The following is an 18,762-nucleotide window of genomic DNA, read 5'->3' on the forward strand; positions in this document are numbered from 1 at the left end:
TCAAGATGGCATCTGTATCCATCCGAAATGCAATCAAGAAATATGGCAATGTCGGCGTTTTGCATGGCGTATCCGTGGATATTCAGGACGGCGAATTTGTCGTGCTGGTCGGCCCGTCGGGCTGCGGAAAATCCACGCTTCTGCGCATGATCGCAGGACTCGAGGAAATCAGCGACGGCGAAATCGCAATCGGCCCGCGTGTCGTCAATGACCTGCGTGCTAAAGAGCGTGATATCGCCATGGTGTTCCAGAATTATGCGCTTTATCCGCATATGACGGTGGCCGACAATATGGGCTTCGCGCTCATGCTGAAAAATGCGCCCAAGGAAGAACGCGACAGCCGCGTAAATCGTGCAGCCGAAATCCTCGGGCTGAACAAGCTGCTCGACCGCTTTCCACGCCAGCTCTCCGGCGGTCAGCGTCAGCGCGTAGCCATGGGTCGCGCAATCGTTCGCGATCCACAGGTGTTTTTGTTTGATGAACCGCTGTCCAACCTCGATGCAAAGCTGCGCGTGCAGATGCGCGGCGAGATCAAGGGCCTGCATCAGCGTCTGAAGACCACCACGATCTACGTGACCCACGATCAGATCGAAGCGATGACCATGGCCGACAAGATTGTTGTCATGCGTGATGGTCTTGTGGAGCAGATTGGCGCGCCGCTCGATTTGTATGATCGTCCGGCCAATATGTTTGTCGCGGGCTTCATCGGTTCGCCATCGATGAACTTCGTCAATGGCAAGATCGAAGAAGGCTCGTTCGTGGCTGATGGCGGCTTCCGCATGCCGCTTCCAGACGGCGATTATGCCGGCCTTTCGGGCAAAGCCGTCTATGGCATGCGCCCGGAGCATATGAAAATTGCCGATAACGGCGTGCCGGTGACGGTTGAAATCGTTGAGCCAACCGGTTCGGAAATTATGGTCATGGGCAAGTTGGGCGATCAGCCGGTTACATGCCTCTTCCGCGAGCGCCTGACAATACGCCCGGGTGATACACTGACAATCGCTGTTGATCCGGCAACCAGTCATGTGTTTGAGCCCGAAAAAGGCAAATGCATCAGCCGCTAAATCACTTCTCTCAAATGAAAAACGCCGGGGTTTCCCCCGGCGTCTTTGACATTTGTTCTACGCGCATCTTATCTGATCGGAGCGGGAACAGAAATTAGTCCAGTGGACTAATTTCCCCGCGTAGGCGGTTCCCACTTTTCGGGATGCGCTCTATTCGGCCGCTTCCTTGACGGCCATCGGATTGTTCGGATGGGTCGTCCAGTTGGCATATTCTGCCGGGATCGGTGCCTTGGTGCGTGGATCGAAATCGCCGATCTGCTCCATGGTGATGCAATCCTCGACCGGGCAGACATTGACGCAAAGATTGCAGCCAACGCATTCCTCATCGATCACCTCAAAGTGTCGCGCACCATTTACAAGACTGGTGATTGCCTGATGCGAGGTGTCTTCGCAGGCAATGTGGCAACGACCGCACTTGATGCAGGAATCCTGATCAATCCGTGCCTTGGTGACATAATTGAGGTTGAGATACTGCCAGTCGCTGACATGCCCCACAGCCATGCCGCGGAAATCATCCAGCGTCTGATAGCCTTTGCTGTCCATCCAGTCGGAAAGACCGTCGATCATTTCTTCAACGACCTTGAAACCATAGGTCATCGCGGCGGTACAGACCTGAACCGTGCCACAGCCCAGTGCGATAAACTCTGCCGCATCGCGCCAGGTGGTTATGCCGCCAATGCCAGAAATTGGCAGGCCATAGGTTTCAGGATCGCGCGCAATTTCCGCCACCATGTTGAGCGCAATTGGCTTGACGGCTGGTCCGCAATAGCCGCCATGGCTGCCGCGACCATCAATGGATGGAACCGGCGACATGCTGTCCAAATCAACCGACACAATCGAATTGATCGTGTTGATCAGCGACACAGCATCGGTGCCATTGGCCTTTGCACCACGCGCTGGCTTGCGAATATCGGTGATGTTTGGCGTCAGCTTGGTGATCACCGGCATCCGGCTATATTGCTTGCACCATTTCACGACCATGCCGACATATTCCGGCACCTGACCGACAGCCGCACCCATGCCGCGTTCGCTCATACCGTGCGGGCAACCGAAGTTCAGCTCGATGCCGTCTGCACCCGTTTCTTCCACCAGTGGCAGGATAGCTTTCCATGCCTCTTCTTCGCACGGCACCATGATCGAAGCGATCAAGGCGCGGTCGGGCCAGCGCATTTTCACTTCTTTCATTTCGCGAAGGTTCACCTCAAGCGGGCGATCCGTGATCAGCTCGATATTGTTCAGACCCAACAATCGCCGGTCAGCGCCATGGATCGCGCCATAGCGCGGACCATTGACATTGACGACCGGCGGGCCTTCGGAGCCGAGCGTTTTCCAAACCACGCCGCCCCAGCCAGCCTTGAAAGCCCGTTCGACATTGTAAGCCTTGTCAGTCGGCGGGGCAGATGCCAGCCAGAACGGGTTTGGCGACTTGATACCGAGGAAGTTCGTCGAAAGATCAGCCATGTCTACTCTCCTCAGCCCTGTTCCTGGCCCAATGGCACGCTGCGGTCACGGTAAGTCGTGGGGGTTGGCGCATGCAGCGCACCGCCCGACAGTACCGCATCGGCAAAGCCTTCAATGGCTTCGGGACGTTTTGTCAGCGTCGCATGGATGGATTCGGCGGCAACCTTGCCGTCCTCCACCGATGCAACAGTCAGATCCTGACCACCTGCAACGCAGTCGCCCCCCGCCCAAATGCCCTCAACGGATGTGCGACGCTCGTCATCGACGCTGATGCGTCCTTTGGAAAGTCCGATGCCAGCCCCGGCAATCGGTTCCGGTTCAAACTTTTGGCCGATAGCCTTGAAGACCTGATCGGCTTCGAGAATGAGATATTCGCCAGTGCCGGAAAGCTTGCCGCTATCGGCATTGGTATATTCAAATACAACCGCATTGACCGTGCCGTCCTCGCTCCGTTCAAGTGCGTGTGGCTGCAACCAGTGGCGGATCACCACGCCATGGATTTGCGCCAGTTCCTGCTCATAGGCGCTGGCATTCATGTTTTCTTGACCGCGACGATAAACGATGGTCACGTTTTCAGCGCCAAGCTTCTTGGTCTGGATAGCAACGTCCACGGCGGTCATGCCGCCGCCGATCACCACCACATTGCGGCCAACGGGCAGGAGCGATAAGTCTTTTGCCTGACGCAGATTGGCGATGTAATCCACCGCATCAATCACATTGGGAGCGTCTTCGCCAACAAGTCCCAGATCATTGACGCCCGGCATGCCCATGCCGAGGAACACCGCATCAAAACCTGCTTTCAGCGCTTCAATCGTGATGTCCTGACCGAGTGTCTGGTTATATTCGATATGGATTGCGCCGATTTTCAGCACGAATTCCAGTTCGCGCTGGGCGAAATTATTGACCGTCTTATAGGCGGCAATACCATATTCATTGAGTCCGCCGCCCTTGGGCCGCGCTTCAAAAATCGTCACCTGATGCCCATGCATCGCAAGGCGATGCGCTGCAGAAAGACCTGCTGGACCTGCACCCACAATGGCAATGTGCTTGCCGGTATCGGCTGCGCGCTTGAAGGGATGATTTCCGGTTTCCATCAGAACATCGGTGGCATAACGCTGCAATTCACCGATTTTGACAGGCTTACCCTCAGAAGTTTCGCGAACACACACTTCTTCGCAGAGCGTTTCGGTCGGGCAGACGCGGGCGCACATGCCACCCAGAATGTTTTCTGAAAGAATGGTCTTGGCGGCACCGATGGCATTACCAGTGTTAATCTGGCGAATGAAACGCGGAATATCGATGCTGGTCGGGCATGCATTCATGCAAGGCGCATCATAGCAGTAATAGCAGCGGTCAGATTCAACGAGGGCTTCATGCTTGTTCAGCGGCGGATGCAGATCATCGAAAACATGCGCATAGTCGGCCTTCTGAAGCCGCGAGCCATGGATATCAGGCCCGTTCGCGTGTCCCGGATTATCAATTGCATCAATAGGCGAATTCTCTGCTGATCTCATAGATCGCATCTCCCATTTTTGCTTGTTCAGGCGCGGGTTCCCTTTGCGCACCATAAACTCTGTTCCGGGCTGCGATCTTTATCGTCGCGTAGTGCCCGTTACTGACAGGATGACAGATTTTCATAGAAGGTCAAATTTTTTATCATCTGGTCAATTTATGACAAATCAGCGCATCCAGAAAAGTGGGAACCGGTTTTCGGGATGCGCGTCAAAGAAAGTACATTACAAATGTCGAAAAGGCCCGGCTTGGGAAGCACGGGCCTTTTGAGCAAAGCAGGAGTATAAAATCAGATGGTCTCTGACTTGATAATAGTGCTGTCAGAGGTTTCGTCTGTCTCGGCGCCCGGGAAAGCTTCCGCTTCTTTTGGCAGCGATGGGCGTGAGCTGAGCACCAGCGCACAGCCAGCAATGATGACGGACGCTCCGACAAACTGGATGATGGAGAGCTGCTCTTTCAAGAAAACCGCACCGACCAGAACCGCAATCACGGTCACTGCAAATTCGACGCTAATGGCTTTTGTTGGTCCGACATTTCCGACCAGTCTGAAATAAAGCACATAGGTGAGGGCGCTCATAACGCAGGCCGAAACAAGTAGATAGACAACATCAACCAGTCCCGGTGTTGTCGGTACCGGAATGGCGAAAATCAGTGGCAGCGTCAGAATGCCGCCAAAGACGAATGCGCCGATTGTGGTTTCCCACGAGCCGGTTGTGGACAGACGGCGGCTTGCATAATTGCTGCCGAAGGCTGCCGAAAAGCATGAAAACATCACGGCAATACAGCCCATGATAAATTCAGGCGTTACGGCCACGGCTGGGAAGCCAACCAGCAGCACGATGCCGGTGACACCGAGCAACAGGCCGATCAAGCCGCGAGAGGTGATGCGTTCAAGGCCCCATAGCTGGCTGATAACCATCGAGAAAAGCGGAATCGATGCAACGCAGATCGCAGCCATCGCCGTGCCAATCAGCGGTGTGCCGTAGGAAAGGCCGATCAACTGGCCTGCCACGGTTGTCGCCCCCACGATCGCAAATGGCTTCCAGCCCGCGTGAAAATCAAGCTTGCGCCCGGATAGTTTTGCAATCGCAAAAAGAGTTCCTGCGGCAATGAAGGAGCGGAATGCAACCGCACCAACCCAGCCAAAGGCTTCGACCACGCGCAGCACCACGAGGAACGATAGTCCCCATGCAATGGCTAGGAAAACATAGGTCGCTGTGTCTCTGGGTTTCATGCCGATAGGCCTTCATCATGCTGCTGGATTATCGACTATCTCATAAGGACGAAAAGCAAAAACGCTTTCCCATCTATTCTCATACCATCTTGGAATGAAATTATGCCGTTTTTGCAGCGGCATTATCCGCCGCTTTTTGCGCCGCTGCAGCACCGATATTGGCAAAGAAGCGATCCGCGATCTTGCGTGCGACCGAACCAAGCAGTTTCGATCCAAGCTGGGCGATTTTTCCACCGGCATCGCCACGGATCACGTAGCTCAGGATCGTGTCTTGACCATCTTCCGTCAGTGTCACATCCGTATCACCATGCGCAAAGCCGGCAATCGAGCCTTCGCCACGTCCGGAAATCGTATAAGACGCGGGCGGGTTCATATTGGAGAGCTCAAGCATCCCGTGGAAACGGACCTTGATCACGCCGAGGCTGACTTTGAGTGCTGCACGGATTTCCGTGTCTGAGATTCGTTCCAAATCTTCGCAGCCAGGAATGCAGCTTTTCAGCGTCTCAATGTCATTCAAGGCATCCCAGACGGCCTGTCGGGGTGCGCTGATTCTCTCTTCTCCGACGAGGTCCATGCTTTGACTAAACTCCTGATCAACCTAAATTGATGCATATGCATATAGGGAACCGCATCAAAATGGAAAATTTCTGTAATTTAACGGATGCAATTCTTGAATAAAATGCTTACTTATCCGCAATTAAATCGATTTGATTGACTGGAGTACCATCATGGCAAGAGACGCGGCGAAGCTGGAAGCAACGGTCGCAAAGTTGAAGAAGCACTGGGCGGAAGCAGCACCAAAAGACATGCGTGCGGCATTCAAAGCCGATCCGGGCCGTTTTGAGCGTTATTCGCTATCGCTTGACGATCTTCTGTTTGACTGGTCGAAAGCCCGGATCAACGACGAGACGGTTGCGCTTCTGACAGAGCTTGCAAAGGCGGCTGATATTGAAGGCCGCCGTGCAGCCATGTTTGCAGGCGAACACATCAACAACACCGAAGATCGCGCAGTCCTGCATGTGGCCCTTCGCGATACTACCTCAAAAGAAGTGCTGGTCGACGGCCACAACGTCCTGCCGGACGTGAAGGAAGTGCTCGACCGTATGGCTGCCTTCTCCGATGGCATCCGTTCGGGCGCGATCACGGGTGCGACAGGCAAGAAGATCACCGACATCGTCAATATCGGTATCGGCGGTTCCGATCTTGGTCCTGTTATGGCGACGATTGCGCTTTCACCTTACCATGATGGCCCACGCGCGCATTATGTGTCGAACATTGATGGCGCACACATTGCCGATACGCTCAACGTGCTTGATCCGGCAAAGACGCTCATCATTGTAGCGTCGAAGACCTTCACCACCATCGAGACCATGACCAACGCGCAGACGGCGCGCAAATGGATTGCCGATGCGCTGGGCGAAGATGCGGTTGGCGCACATTTTGCTGCCGTTTCAACGGCTCTCGACAAGGTTGCAGCATTCGGCATTGGCGAAGAACGCGTCTTTGGTTTCTGGGATTGGGTCGGGGGTCGCTATTCGGTCTGGTCGGCGATTGGCTTGCCAGTGATGATCGCTATCGGTGCAGATAATTTCCGCAAATTCCTTGCGGGTGCGCATTCGATGGACGTGCACTTCCGTGATGCGCCGCTGGAAAAGAACCTGCCAATCTGGCTCGGCCTGATCGGCTATTGGCACCGTGCAATCTGCGATTATTCGAGCCGTGCGGTCATTCCTTATGATCAGCGTCTGGCGCGTGTTCCGGCCTATCTCCAGCAGCTTGATATGGAATCGAACGGCAAGAGCGTGACGGTGGATGGCAAGCCTGTGTCCGGTCAAACCGGTCCGGTTGTCTGGGGCGAACCGGGCACCAATGGCCAGCACGCTTTCTTCCAGCTTTTGCATCAGGGCACGGATACCATTCCGCTCGAATTCATCGTCGCGGCGAAGGGCCATGAAAAGCACCTCGATCATCAGCATGAAATGCTGCTCGCCAACTGCCTCGCGCAGTCGGAAGCGCTGATGAAAGGGCGCACGCTCGAAGAAGCCCGCGCGCAGTTGAAGGCCAAAAACCTGCCCGACGCAGAAGTTGAGCGCATTGCGCCGCATCGCGTGTTCTCGGGCAACCGCCCATCGCTGACACTGGTTCACGACAAGCTCGACCCATTTGCCTTTGGTCGCCTGATCGCTCTTTACGAACATCGCGTGTTCGTTGAAGCGCAGATTTTCGGCATCAATGCGTTTGATCAGTGGGGCGTGGAGCTTGGCAAGGAACTCGCAACCGAGCTTCTGCCGGTTGTTTCGGGTGCAGAATCTGCTGAAGGCAAAGATGCTTCGACAGTCGGTCTCGTTGCGCATTTGCATGCACGCCGCAAAGCCTGATATTACAAACAGGTGGATAAGGATAAAGCCGGGTTTCACACCCGGCTTTTTTTTCGTCTAGGTATGAAGTGCTGAATGAAAATGGGAACGGAAATGAAGACCGAGATTATCAAGTTTGCCGGTGATGTACCGGGTAACGCCATTGAACTGCGTGTGCTGCGCTTTGCAGGCAAAGACAGCGATGCGCCGACGGCCTATCTGCAATCGTCACTGCATGGCGGTGAGCTGCCGGGACAAGCTGCGTTGCATTTTCTCGTTCCGATGCTGAAAAAAGCATCCGAAGAAGGTCGCATTCTTGGCAATATTACCGTGACCCCACAGGCTAATCCGATTGGCTCGAACCAGTGGCAGGCGCATCAGCATCTTGGTCGTTTTGAGTTCTTCTCGGCGGTCAATTTCAATCGCGCTTTCCCGCTTCTGCCGGATTTCGATACGTCTGAACTGCCCGGCCCGGATGCACCTGTTGCGCTTGCACAGCGTCTCAAGGCCACGCTTTTGAAGATGGCTCTCGCCAATGACATTGTGCTTGATCTTCACTGCGATGATGAGAGCGAAAACTACGTCTATATCGCCAAGGAATTTGTGGACGACATGAAGGACCTGGCCGTGGCGCTTGGCTCGACCGCGATCCTCGCCTGGGATACGACAGCGGACGCCGCTTTCGAGGAAGCCTGCGCGCATCCGGTTCTGCAATTGCCTGCTGACAAGCGCAATATGAAGCGCCGCGCCGTGACAACAGTTGAATTCCGGGGGTTGAGCGATGTCTATGCCGATATGGGCAGAGGGGATGCCGAAGGTCTTTATAAGTTCCTCGTTCATCGCGGCGTCATCCGCGATGACAGTGTGAAGCTTGATCTCGATTATAAGGGCCTCATCACGCCACTCGAAAATGTGGAAATGCTGCGCGCTCCCGAAGGTGGTATGGTGCTTTATCATGTCGCTCCCGGCGATGTGGTGGAAGCGGGCGCAAAGCTTGTGACCGTCGTGACGCGTCCGGGTGAGCCGGAAGGCGACATCACACTGACCGCACCACAGGCAGGCCGTATTCTCACCCGCCGCACATTGCGCTATGTCCGTCGTGGTGATGATCTGCTGAAACTGCTTGGCGCCAAGCCATCGGCAGTCAAAAAGCGTTCCGGCGCGTTAGAAGCATGAGCGCATTGCCTGCTCCCGAGAAACTAAAAGCGATCCGAGCCATCCTGTTCGACAAGGATGGCACTTTGATTGATTTCGACCGCACATGGTTTGCCGTGTCGTGGAACCTTGCACAGCGGACTGCCAACGGCGATGAGCATTATGCACGTTCGCTTCTTGATGCGGGCGGGTATGACTGGCAAGAGAAGCGGTTTCGCGCCAATTCGGTGATCGCCGCCGGAACGGTTGAAGACATCGTACAGCTTTGGCACCCGGATATTGATGAGGCGGGCTTCAAAGCCAAAATAGCCGAATTTGATAGCTATACGGTTGCCGAAGGCGCCCGTTCCGCCGTGGCAATTGAAGGCTTGCGGGAAACTCTGGAAACCCTGCGTGCAATGGGTTTTATCCTAGGTATTGCCACCAATGATTCCGAAGCTGGCGCGCATGCGACCGCCAAGGCATTGGGCATCGATCATTTTTTCGATGTGGTAATCGGCTATGACACAGCGGCACGCCCGAAGCCTTTTGCGGATCCATTGCTTTATTTTGCGAAAAAAGTCGGCCTCGAACCGGCGGCAATTGCCATGGTTGGTGATAATCTGCACGATCTTGAAACAGCACAGGCTGCAAAAGCCGGTCTTGGCATTGGTGTTCTGTCCGGCAACAGCCCCCGCGAGGCGCTGGAACCACACGCCGATGTGGTGCTGAATTCCGTCGCAGACCTGCCAGCCTTGTTCCGATAAAATGAAGAGGCCCTCTTAATCGAGGGCCTTTTGCTTTTTAGTTCCGCAACTCGCGGCGCAAAATCTTGCCGACATTGGTCTTCGGCAAGGCATCGCGGAATTCCACTTCACGCGGGCGCTTGTAGTTGGTGAGACGCTGCGCACAGAAAGACTTGACGTCCTCTTCCGTGAGGTTCGGATCACGGCGCACGACATAGAGCTTCACCACTTCGCCGGAATGTTCATTGGGAACCCCGACCGCTGCCGATTCCACAATGCCCGGATGCTCTGCAGCCACTTCCTCAATTTCATTCGGGTAGACGTTGAAGCCAGAAACAAGGATCATATCCTTTTTCCGGTCGACAATCTTGGTGAAGCCGTTTTCATCCATGAAGCCCATATCGCCGGTGCGGAAGAAACCGTCGGTCATGATCGCGCGTTCGGTTTCGTCAGGACGATTCCAATAGCCCATCATCACCTGCGGGCCGCGCACGCAGATTTCACCAACTTCACCCAACGGCAGATCCTTGCCGTCATCATCACGGATGGTAAATTCCGTTGAGGGCATGGGGAGCCCGATTGTGCCGCTGAACTCGGTCGCATCGAGAGGATTGGCAGAGGCAACAGGCGATGTTTCAGAGAGACCATAGCCTTCGGTGATGTGGCAACCCGTCATTTCCTGCCAGCGTTCCGCGATCGGTCGCTGCACGGCCATGCCCCCGCCAAGCGTCAGCACCAGTGGCTTGAAGTTCAGTGCCTTGAAATCTTCGTTGTTCATGAGGGCGTTGAACAGCGTGTTGAGGCCCGGGAAAATGTGGAATGGATATTTCTGCAGCTCTTTTGTAAAGGCCGGAATGTCGCGCGGGTTCGGGATAAGAATATTGCGAGCGCCTAGTTTCAGGCCGATCATCGCATTCACGGTAAGCGCGAAGATATGATACAGCGGCAGGGCGCAGACGAAGTTGAGTTCCTTCGGTTTGCCTTTGTTCTGGAAGGCGACATCCATCCAGAGCTGCATTTGCTCGACATTGGCCAGAATATTCCTGTGGCTCAACATGGCCCCTTTGGAGACGCCTGTCGTGCCGCCGGTATATTGCAGAAAAGCGAGATCTGAACTGTCAACTGGCACAGGATTGAATGATTTTCCACGACCTTGCGCCAGCGCATCTTTAAAGCGCACATGACCGGGAATAGTCCATTCCGGTACCAGCTTCTTCACCTTGCGCACCACAAGATTGATGATGTGGCCTTTCAAACCATGCATGTCGCCCATTGAGGCGACAATGATGTTCGGGACATGAATGGAGGCGAGAGACTTCTGCACAGTCGAGGCAAAGTTTTCGAGCACGATGAGCGCCTGCGCGCCTGAATCATTCAATTGGTGCTGCAACTCGCGCGGTGTGTAGAGCGGGTTAACATTCACAACCACGAAGCCTGCACGCAGAATTGCGGCAATTGCCACCGGATATTGCAGAATGTTCGGCATCATAATTGCAACGCGATCACCTTTGACCAGTCCGCGTGATTGCAGCCATGCAGCGAGTGCGCGCGAGTTCTCATCAAGGTCTTTGTAAGAAAGATCTTTGCCCATACAGGTGAAAGCCGGTTTGTCGGCAAACTGGCGGCACGCATTGGAAATCATGTCGCCAATAGAAGTCGTTTTACTCAGATCGATGTCGTATGGAACGCTTTTCGGATAAGATTTCAGCCAGACCTTGTCTAGCGCAGGCGTTGTTTGGCATGCCTTGCTTGACGCGGGTTGTGCTTCGGTTGCTTTTTTTGCCATGCCTTCTCCCCGGATCGCTCCGTCTCATATGCGAGCAGCAAGCCGCCACCCTTCTCCCAATGTGGCCTGACCTCAATGCAGGTCAGGCACTCCTCAATCCAGAATGTGGTCGACTTTCGTCTTAATCGCAAGAGTTACATTGACGTAAGCGTAAATTAAAATTTCAAGGGGGTAGCCTATTCTGGCAAGATATACAGGTGAGGCTGGTGTCTTAACTGCCTAAGGGATGAACTTGGGAGGCGCGTATCCGTCAGATGTCAGAAGCCCGGCGCATAGACTGAATGAGCGTTTTGATCGCTTTTCCGCCGTCTCCGACAAGGTCAAAATCCCGCTCGCTGCGAAGCCATTCGTTCAGCAAGCCGCCCAGAACTGCAAGCAAAATTTGCGCAGCCGAAACAGCTGTCCATTCTTTGGAAAGTTCGTCGCGACGTTCAGCAACGTCAAGAAGACCGGAAAAAAGTGACAACACATTGCCGCGTGCTTCGCGAAGATGATCGACAACGGGTGCTATTTCACCAACATATTCGCAGCGCTGATGAATAATTGTAAAAACATTCTGCTGCCGCTCATTGGTTATAAAATGCTCCAGCGCAGTTATGATTGATTGCTCAAGAACATAAAGCGGGTTAGGGTGGTCACACTCCGCAGCATGGCGCATAATTTCTTCATGCGGGAAGCATGTGCGGTTCAGAATTGCTTGAAATATGTCAAGTTTATCTTGAAAATGGAAATAGATTGCACCACGGGTAACGCCTGCCTGGCATGCGATTTGCATCAGAGTTGATTGAGTCAGTCCGTGATTAAGAAATACCTGTTCAGCAGCAGCTAAAATAGCATCGCGCGTTTCTGCGGCCTCAGCCTTCGTCCTTCGCATTCCGATTCTCTTAGCATTCCCATCGTGAGCCAAAGGTCAGGATGAAATGGATTTTTCGTTCACAAACAGGGTAACTCATTCGTGATACGTAACATTAGGTGATTGACTATAACACGGTAATTCGTATTTACAAACATTCGTGTATGTTTATTCGGCCGCACCGTGCGACATCAAGGGCAGCTCCCACTATGACCATGACCAGTTCCATTCGGATTTTTGCGGCGAGTGCCGCATTTTTCATTCTTACCGGGCAATCTGCCCTTGCGCAGGCTCCCGGAGGGGGTACGCCGCCGCCGCCACCAGTGACGGTCACTGAGATTAAAGCTGAGAATGTGGAAGTGCCGTATGAATATGCAGCGCGTGTCAGCGCCTTCCGCGATGTTCAGGTGCGCGCGCGTGTTGGCGGCATTCTTCTGCACCGTAATTTCGTAGAAGGCACGGAAGTCAAAGCTGGCGATTTGCTGTTCGAGATTGATCCCGCACCTTATGAAGCCGAAGTTGCTCGCGCCCAGGCGCAGGTTGCGCAGGCTGAAGCCACTTACCAGCAATCGATCCGCGATGCGGAACGCGCTGAACAGCTTGTGCAGCAGAAGGTGCAGAGCACAGCCGTCCGCGACACGGCTTTGGCGACACGTGATTTGAACAAGGCGGCGGTTGCAGCTGCCAAAGCACAATTGCGCACGGCAGAACTCAATCTGAGCTATACCAAAGTAACGGCGCCGATCAGCGGCATCACCAGCCTCGAGCAGGTTTCCGAAGGCAGCCTTATCGGCACCGATGCTTCATCGAGCTTGCTGACATCGATCACCCAGATCAATCCGGTTTACGTGAATTTTTCCTTCACCGACTCCGAAGCTGCGGAAATCCGCAAGCTGCGGGAAGCGCGTGGTGCCACCGGACAGGATGCTGATCGTTTGCGGATCAAGATCCTGTTCGGCGATGGTCAGGCCTATGACAAGGAAGGCATTATCGACTTCACGTCTTCTTCGCTCGACACTGAAACCGGAACGCTGGGCGCGCGTGCGGTTGTTGACAACCCGGATCAGCGGCTGATCCCGGGCCAGTTCGTCCGCGCAGCCATTCTGGGTGTTACGATTGACAATGCAATTCTGGTTCCGAAAGCAGCTCTGATGCAGAGCCCGCAGGGCCAGTTCGTTTATGTGGTCAACAAGGACAATGTTGCGGAAGTGCGTCCGATCAAGATCGCACGTGAACTCACGGATGACTGGCTGGTTAGCGAGGGCTTGCAGCCCGGCGACCGCATCATCACCGAAGGTGTGATCAAGGCGGCTCCGGGCAAGACAGTTCAGCCCGTTGAGCCGAAGGCTGCAACCGAAGCGGGCGCAGAAGCTGGTAAAGAACAGGCGGCAGACAAGCAATGAACAGGTTCTTCGTCGATCGTCCGGTCTTCGCCGCGGTCATTTCCATCATCATCGTGCTGGCAGGCCTCATCGCTATGCGGATTCTGCCTGTCGCGCAGTATCCCGAGCTGACGCCGCCGCAGGTTGTCGTCAGCGCCACCTATCCGGGCGCGAGTGCCGAAACCGTAACACAAACCGTTGCGGCGCCTCTTGAGCAGCAGATCAACGGTGTCGAGAACATGCTTTACATGCAGTCCTCGAGCCTCGGCAGCGGCACCATGCAGCTGACAGTGACTTTTGCTCTGGGTACCGACCCGGATCAGGCAACGATCAACGTCAACAATCGCGTTCAGCGTGCAACATCGTCTCTGCCGCAGGAAGTCCAGCGTCTCGGCGTCACCGTCGATAAGCGTTCCAGCACCATTCTCGGCATGGTGGCGATGTTCTCGACCTCGGACCGTTACGACCGCACCTATGTTGGTAACTACGCGCTTCTCAACGTCATTGACGATCTCAAGCGTCTTACCGGCGTTGGTGATGTTCAGCTTCTTGGCAACATTGAATATTCGATGCGCATCTGGCTGCGCCCGGACAAACTGGCACAGTATAATCTGACACCATCAGATGTGCAGACGGCAATTCAGGAACAGAATGCGCAATTCGCGGCCGGTCGTTTTGGCGATCAGCCTGATCCGCAGGCAGGCCCATTCACCTATACGGCGACCACACAGGGTCGCCTGCCAGATGCGAGCGCCTTTGAAAACATCATCCTTCGTTCGGATAAGAACGCGGCAACCCTTCTACTGAAAGACGTCGCGCGTGTGGAACTCGGCACGGAAAGCTATCTGGTTGACAGTGTGCTCAATGGTACGCCTGCTGTTCCGATTGCGATCTATCTTCAGCCGGGCGCAAACGCGCTCAACACGATGGAACTGATCCAGAGCCGTATGGCGGAGCTGAAGACCAGCTTCCCCGAAGGCATTGACTATTCCATTCCTTTCGACACCACCAAGTTCATCAAGGTCTCGGTGGAAGAAGTGATCCATACTTTCATCGAGGCAATTATTCTCGTTGTTCTGGTGGTTTTCATCTTCCTTCAAAACTGGCGTGCGACGCTTATTCCTGTGATCGCGGTTCCGATCTCGATCATTGGTACATTTGCGGGCATGTATGTGCTTGGCTTCTCCATCAACCTGCTGACACTGTTCGGTCTGGTTCTGGCGATTGGTATCGTGGTCGATGACGCCATCGTGGTGCTGGAAAACGTCGAGCGTATCATGACGACCGAAAAACTGCCGCCGCGCGAAGCTGCCATCAAGGCAATGAGCGAAGTGACAGGCCCGGTTATCGCGATTGTTCTTGTGCTTTGCGCCGTGTTTATTCCGGTCGCCTTCATGGGCGGTCTGGTCGGTGAAATGTATAAGCAGTTCGCTGTTACGATTGCGATTTCGGTGACGATTTCCGGTGTCGTGGCTTTGACGCTGACGCCCGCCCTCTGCGCGCTGATCCTCAAGCCCGGTCATCATGAACCGATGTTGCCGTTCCGCATCTTCAACCGCTTTTTTGATCGGGTGACGAAAGGATATACCGCTGGCGTGCGTTTCTTCCTCAAACGCGCTGCAATCGGTCTGCTGATTTTTGCAGGCATCCTTGGCGGCACATATTATCTCTTTGAGAAGGTGCCGGGCTCGCTGCTGCCCGATGAAGATCAGGGCTTCCTGTTCAGCGTCGCTATCCTGCCGCCAGCTGCATCGTTGGAACGCACAAGTGCGGTTCTGCATGAAGCGAGTGAAAATATCCGCAAGCATCCCGCAATCGAAAGTGTCTTTGAAGTCGCTGGCTTCGACCTGCTTTCAGGTGGTCTGAAAACCAGCGCGGGCACGATGTTCATCATGCTCAAGGACTGGAAAGAACGCACGACGCCTGACCTCGATGCGCGCAATCTTCCCGGTACAATCATGGGCATGAATGCGGGCATTCAGGATGGTCTGGTGCTGGCCTTCAACCCGCCGCCAATTCTGGGGCTCAGCACGACTGGCGGTTTTGAGCTTTATGTGCAGGACCGTACCGGCGGTGGCGTACAGTCGCTGACCGATGCGACGAACCTTCTGGTGGAAGCCGCCAACAAGCGCCCTGAACTCACCGGTGTCCGTACGACGTTCGATCCGAATGTACCTCAATATGACATTCAGCTTGATCGTCAGAAGGCAAAGGCGATGGGTGTTCCGATTAATTCGGTCTTCACCGCCATGCAGGCGACTTTCGGCAGCGTTTATGTCAACGACTTCACGCTCTATGGCCGGAACTATCAGGTCAACTTGCAGTCGGAAGCCGAATTCCGTCGTGACCCAAGCGATCTCAAGCATGTGTTTGTGCGTGCCGATTCAGGCAGCATGATTCCGCTGAGCGCTCTGGTAACGGTAAAGCGTATCGTCGGTCCGGATCAGCTTGAGCGCTTCAATGCATTCAACGCGGCCAAGGTTACAGGCAATCCGGCACCGGGTTACACATCGGGTGATGCGATCAAGGCGATGCAGGCGGTTGCTGCCGAAGTTCTCCCTCAGGGCTTCCAGATTGCGTGGACGGGTTCGGCCTATCAGGAAGTCTCCACAAGCGGCAGCGGCACGCAGGCTATGATCTTTGGTCTGATCATGGTGTTCCTGATTCTGGCTGCCCAGTATGAGCGCTGGAGCCTGCCACTCGCGGTTATCACAGCGGTGCCCTTCGCTATCTTCGGGGCGCTTCTGGCAACCGATCTGCGTGGACTGACCAATGACGTGTATTTCCAGATTGGTCTGGTCACGCTGATAGGTCTTGCGGCAAAGAATGCGATCCTGATCGTGGAATTTGCCGTGTTGCAGCGCGAAGAGGGGAAATCGGCCATCGAGGCTGCGGCCGAGGCTGCACGCCTGCGCTTCCGTCCGATTGTGATGACGTCGCTTGCGTTCATTCTTGGCGTGGTTCCGCTGGCAATCAGCTCCGGTGCAGGTTCGGCAAGCCGTCACTCGATTGGTACGGGCGTGATCGGCGGTATGTTGGCTGCGACCTTTATCGCAACCTTCTTCATCCCGATGTTCTACAGCCTTATTGCGCGTAAGCCGCCCAAAAAGCGTCCTGACGATACTGCTGTAGCGCCTGCACCCGCTGCGCCGGGCGAGGGAAGCGGCCCAGCCCATTAAAAATTGTCCCGGTGGGCCACTCAGCTTACCATCGGGAAACACCAGAACGATAAAAAGCCCCGCTCGTGCAGCGGGGCTTTTTCGTTATTGAAAGCTATCTAGAAAGGCAAATTTCAAAATCCAAGGCATCGCAATCAGTATGCCCAACACAATTCCTTTAGTATCCTATACGTCGCGCGTGACATTCAATAACGATCATCGAGGCTCGAAACCCTCATCGTCATCGCGTTCGATCAGCTAAAAGACAGAGCGATCAGTTCGGATTATCTTGAAAGCAACGGTTGGCCAAAAATGGATAATTGACGTTTCGTCGGAAGAACCCTCTTTGATGCCTTATCCGTTACCCGCTCCGGTAAATGTGGTTATAATCAATCTCGAAGCCGTGTGATGATCTTCACGCGGCTTATATAAAACAGAGTGCAAACAGCAAAAGCTTCACGCCTTCGAATTAACCTCAGAAATGCGTCATGATGCTTTGCGCAATTGCCCAAAGGATGATTGCCGCAGGAACTGTCAGGCAAGCCAGAAAAATCCCGAAGAATACATAAGTTGCTTCGTGTGGCGAACGCTGTGTCTGCGCAGGAGCCTTATGCCAATGAGTACTGATGCCCTGGTACATGAATTATTCCTCCTTATCCCTGATTTTTATTATCGATCAAAATAAAGAATCTGCAAGTGTAAATAAATGTCTGGATTTATTGAGAAAATATGATAAAAGCGACACGGAATTTATGGAATTAAGTGCTTGATAGCCCCGTAAAAATCAAAAAATCTCCGTTCAATATTTTGATTTCAAATAATTTTACTTATGTACTGTAAGTATCGAATAATCGGTATTTTCAATAATCACTGAAAATTCAGATGAGGTCGCACACATAGATGCGACAAAATGGCACAAAATAATTGTCGCTGTGACGATGACACGTGGGTGAGCAATGGCCGGCACAGATGCTGTGCGGGTCTTTTGAAAATATTCCTTACGGCCCATTAGAGCGCATCCCGAAAAGTGTTAAACGGTTTTCGGAACAAGATGCGCTTAATAAACGAAGAGATAGAGCATTTCTAATGGTTCAATGAAAACTGGAAATGCTCTAGTAGAAGCTATTTGGAAAATAGCGCAGATAAAGCTCCGTAAGCTTGCCCTGCTGTTGCAGTGATTGAAGTGCATTATTAAATGCGCTGGCCAGAGCCGCATCTTTCGGTGCAACAGCTATGCTCATTCCTTGGCCGAGAAATTGCGGCGCTAGATAAGGCCCGTCAGTGAACGAGCAGCAATTATTGGCTTCCTCGCTTTCGAGCCAGAACGACAGGGCCATTCCATCGTCAAACACAGCCTGAACTTCATCTTTTTGCAGCGCTTCTAAAAGAGTTTTGCGGTCTGGAAAAGGCTTTGCAATTGCAGTGGGGAAGTAAGCTTTAAGCAGTTGTTCGTGCGCAGTTGAGCCGATAACGCCCACGTGCATTCCATTGACAGCCTTTGCTGCGGGTTGCGCAAATATACGTGCTTTCAGCGTTACAAAACGCGCTGGCAGGCGCAAATAGGGGCGGGTGAAGAGCATCTTTTCGCGATGGTCCGCATTTATCTTCAATCCCGCAATGATCGCGTCGGCTTCACCGTTTTCGAGTTGAGCTGTTAGCTCTTGCCAAGGAACTGCTTTGATTTGACAAATGTCGGTTAGCCCCATCTGCGTGCAAAGTGCCTTCGCCAGATCAATATTATATCCCGATAATTGTCCTGCGTCGTTCAATGCATTGAAGGGCGGAAAGTCGAGCGTTGTGACGAAGCGCAGCCGGTTCAACCCTTGCAGAGATGGCAATGCAAGTCTTTCCTTATGATTGAAAAAATCTGGCGCTTTCGGAAGGCTCTGTGAGCCAGCAGGTGATAAGCCTGCGAGCGAAAAAGCCGCAACCAAGATGCTTAATAAGTGCCGTTTCATAGCGGCATTGTAGGGTGTCAGGCTATAATTTCGGGTTAATAGCGCAAACTGAGATAGATAAGCTTTTGCTGAGACGCAGTATCCGCTACGTCGAATTTACTAAGTAAAGATTCCTGT

The 18,762-nt window shown here is 53.7% G+C and carries 14 protein-coding genes; 6 read left to right on the top strand and 8 right to left on the bottom strand.

Going from position 1 to position 18,762, the window contains the following annotated elements:
- Window positions 1-5: 5 nt before the first annotated feature.
- Window positions 6-1,064 (top strand): sn-glycerol-3-phosphate ABC transporter ATP-binding protein UgpC, encoded by a 1,059-nt coding sequence (locus tag RI570_RS08125; RefSeq protein ID WP_313827902.1) that lies wholly within the window; start codon window positions 6-8, stop codon window positions 1,062-1,064.
- Between the two features lie 150 nt (window positions 1,065-1,214).
- Here the strand turns inward: RI570_RS08125 and preA are convergent, their stop codons facing one another.
- The 4 genes from preA to RI570_RS08145 all read right to left on the bottom strand — a co-directional run bounded on the left by preA (window position 1,215) and on the right by RI570_RS08145 (window position 5,845).
- The gene (preA, locus tag RI570_RS08130) at window positions 1,215-2,525 is read right to left on the bottom strand and encodes an NAD-dependent dihydropyrimidine dehydrogenase subunit PreA (protein ID WP_313827903.1); all 1,311 of its coding nucleotides are present in this window, start codon (window positions 2,523-2,525) and stop codon (window positions 1,215-1,217) included.
- Window positions 2,526-2,536: 11 nt separating this feature from the next.
- Window positions 2,537-4,048 (bottom strand): NAD(P)-dependent oxidoreductase, encoded by a 1,512-nt coding sequence (locus RI570_RS08135; protein WP_313827904.1) that lies wholly within the window; start codon window positions 4,046-4,048, stop codon window positions 2,537-2,539.
- A gap of 278 nt (window positions 4,049-4,326) precedes the next feature.
- Window positions 4,327-5,271, bottom strand: a complete 945-nt coding sequence (locus RI570_RS08140; RefSeq protein WP_313827905.1) for a DMT family transporter — start codon at window positions 5,269-5,271, stop codon at window positions 4,327-4,329.
- 100 nt (window positions 5,272-5,371) lie between these two features.
- Window positions 5,372-5,845, bottom strand: a complete 474-nt coding sequence (locus RI570_RS08145; RefSeq protein ID WP_313827906.1) for a carbon monoxide dehydrogenase subunit G — start codon at window positions 5,843-5,845, stop codon at window positions 5,372-5,374.
- Window positions 5,846-5,999: 154 nt separating this feature from the next.
- Between RI570_RS08145 and pgi the strand changes: the two genes are divergently transcribed.
- The 3 genes from pgi (at window position 6,000) to RI570_RS08160 (ending at window position 9,529) form a co-directional block, all read left to right on the top strand.
- Complete coding sequence (pgi, locus tag RI570_RS08150; protein WP_313827907.1) at window positions 6,000-7,649, top strand: glucose-6-phosphate isomerase; 1,650 nt, start codon at window positions 6,000-6,002, stop codon at window positions 7,647-7,649.
- A gap of 93 nt (window positions 7,650-7,742) precedes the next feature.
- The gene (locus RI570_RS08155) at window positions 7,743-8,804 is read left to right on the top strand and encodes a succinylglutamate desuccinylase/aspartoacylase family protein (RefSeq protein ID WP_313827908.1); all 1,062 of its coding nucleotides are present in this window, start codon (window positions 7,743-7,745) and stop codon (window positions 8,802-8,804) included.
- The gene (locus RI570_RS08160) at window positions 8,801-9,529 is read left to right on the top strand and encodes an HAD family hydrolase (protein ID WP_313827909.1); all 729 of its coding nucleotides are present in this window, start codon (window positions 8,801-8,803) and stop codon (window positions 9,527-9,529) included. The genes RI570_RS08155 and RI570_RS08160 overlap by 4 nt, the downstream gene beginning before the upstream one ends.
- Before the next feature lie 37 nt (window positions 9,530-9,566).
- On the opposite strand, the gene RI570_RS08165 is transcribed toward RI570_RS08160, so the two are convergent.
- The gene (locus RI570_RS08165) at window positions 9,567-11,294 is read right to left on the bottom strand and encodes a long-chain fatty acid--CoA ligase (RefSeq protein ID WP_313827910.1); all 1,728 of its coding nucleotides are present in this window, start codon (window positions 11,292-11,294) and stop codon (window positions 9,567-9,569) included.
- A gap of 250 nt (window positions 11,295-11,544) precedes the next feature.
- Window positions 11,545-12,168 (bottom strand): TetR family transcriptional regulator, encoded by a 624-nt coding sequence (locus RI570_RS08170; RefSeq protein WP_313827911.1) that lies wholly within the window; start codon window positions 12,166-12,168, stop codon window positions 11,545-11,547.
- 188 nt (window positions 12,169-12,356) lie between these two features.
- On the opposite strand from RI570_RS08170, the gene RI570_RS08175 reads away from it, so the two are divergent.
- Entirely contained in the window at window positions 12,357-13,550 is a 1,194-nt protein-coding gene (locus tag RI570_RS08175) for an efflux RND transporter periplasmic adaptor subunit (protein WP_313827912.1), read from the top strand.
- Window positions 13,547-16,708 carry an efflux RND transporter permease subunit gene (locus RI570_RS08180; protein ID WP_313827914.1) on the top strand — a complete coding sequence of 1,054 codons (3,162 nt, stop codon included), beginning with the start codon at window positions 13,547-13,549 and terminating at the stop codon, window positions 16,706-16,708. The genes RI570_RS08175 and RI570_RS08180 overlap by 4 nt, the downstream gene beginning before the upstream one ends.
- Window positions 16,709-17,162: 454 nt before the next feature.
- Here the strand turns inward: RI570_RS08180 and RI570_RS08185 are convergent, their stop codons facing one another.
- Entirely contained in the window at window positions 17,163-17,327 is a 165-nt protein-coding gene (locus RI570_RS08185; RefSeq protein ID WP_313827915.1) for a hypothetical protein, read from the bottom strand.
- 472 nt (window positions 17,328-17,799) lie between these two features.
- Window positions 17,800-18,645: a transporter substrate-binding domain-containing protein gene (locus RI570_RS08190; protein ID WP_313827917.1), complete on the bottom strand. Its 846-nt coding sequence runs from the start codon at window positions 18,643-18,645 to the stop codon at window positions 17,800-17,802.
- Window positions 18,646-18,762: the final 117 nt, after the last annotated feature.

Source organism: Brucella pseudogrignonensis (genome assembly GCF_032190615.1).
Classification (GTDB): domain Bacteria; phylum Pseudomonadota; class Alphaproteobacteria; order Rhizobiales; family Rhizobiaceae; genus Brucella; species Brucella pseudogrignonensis_B.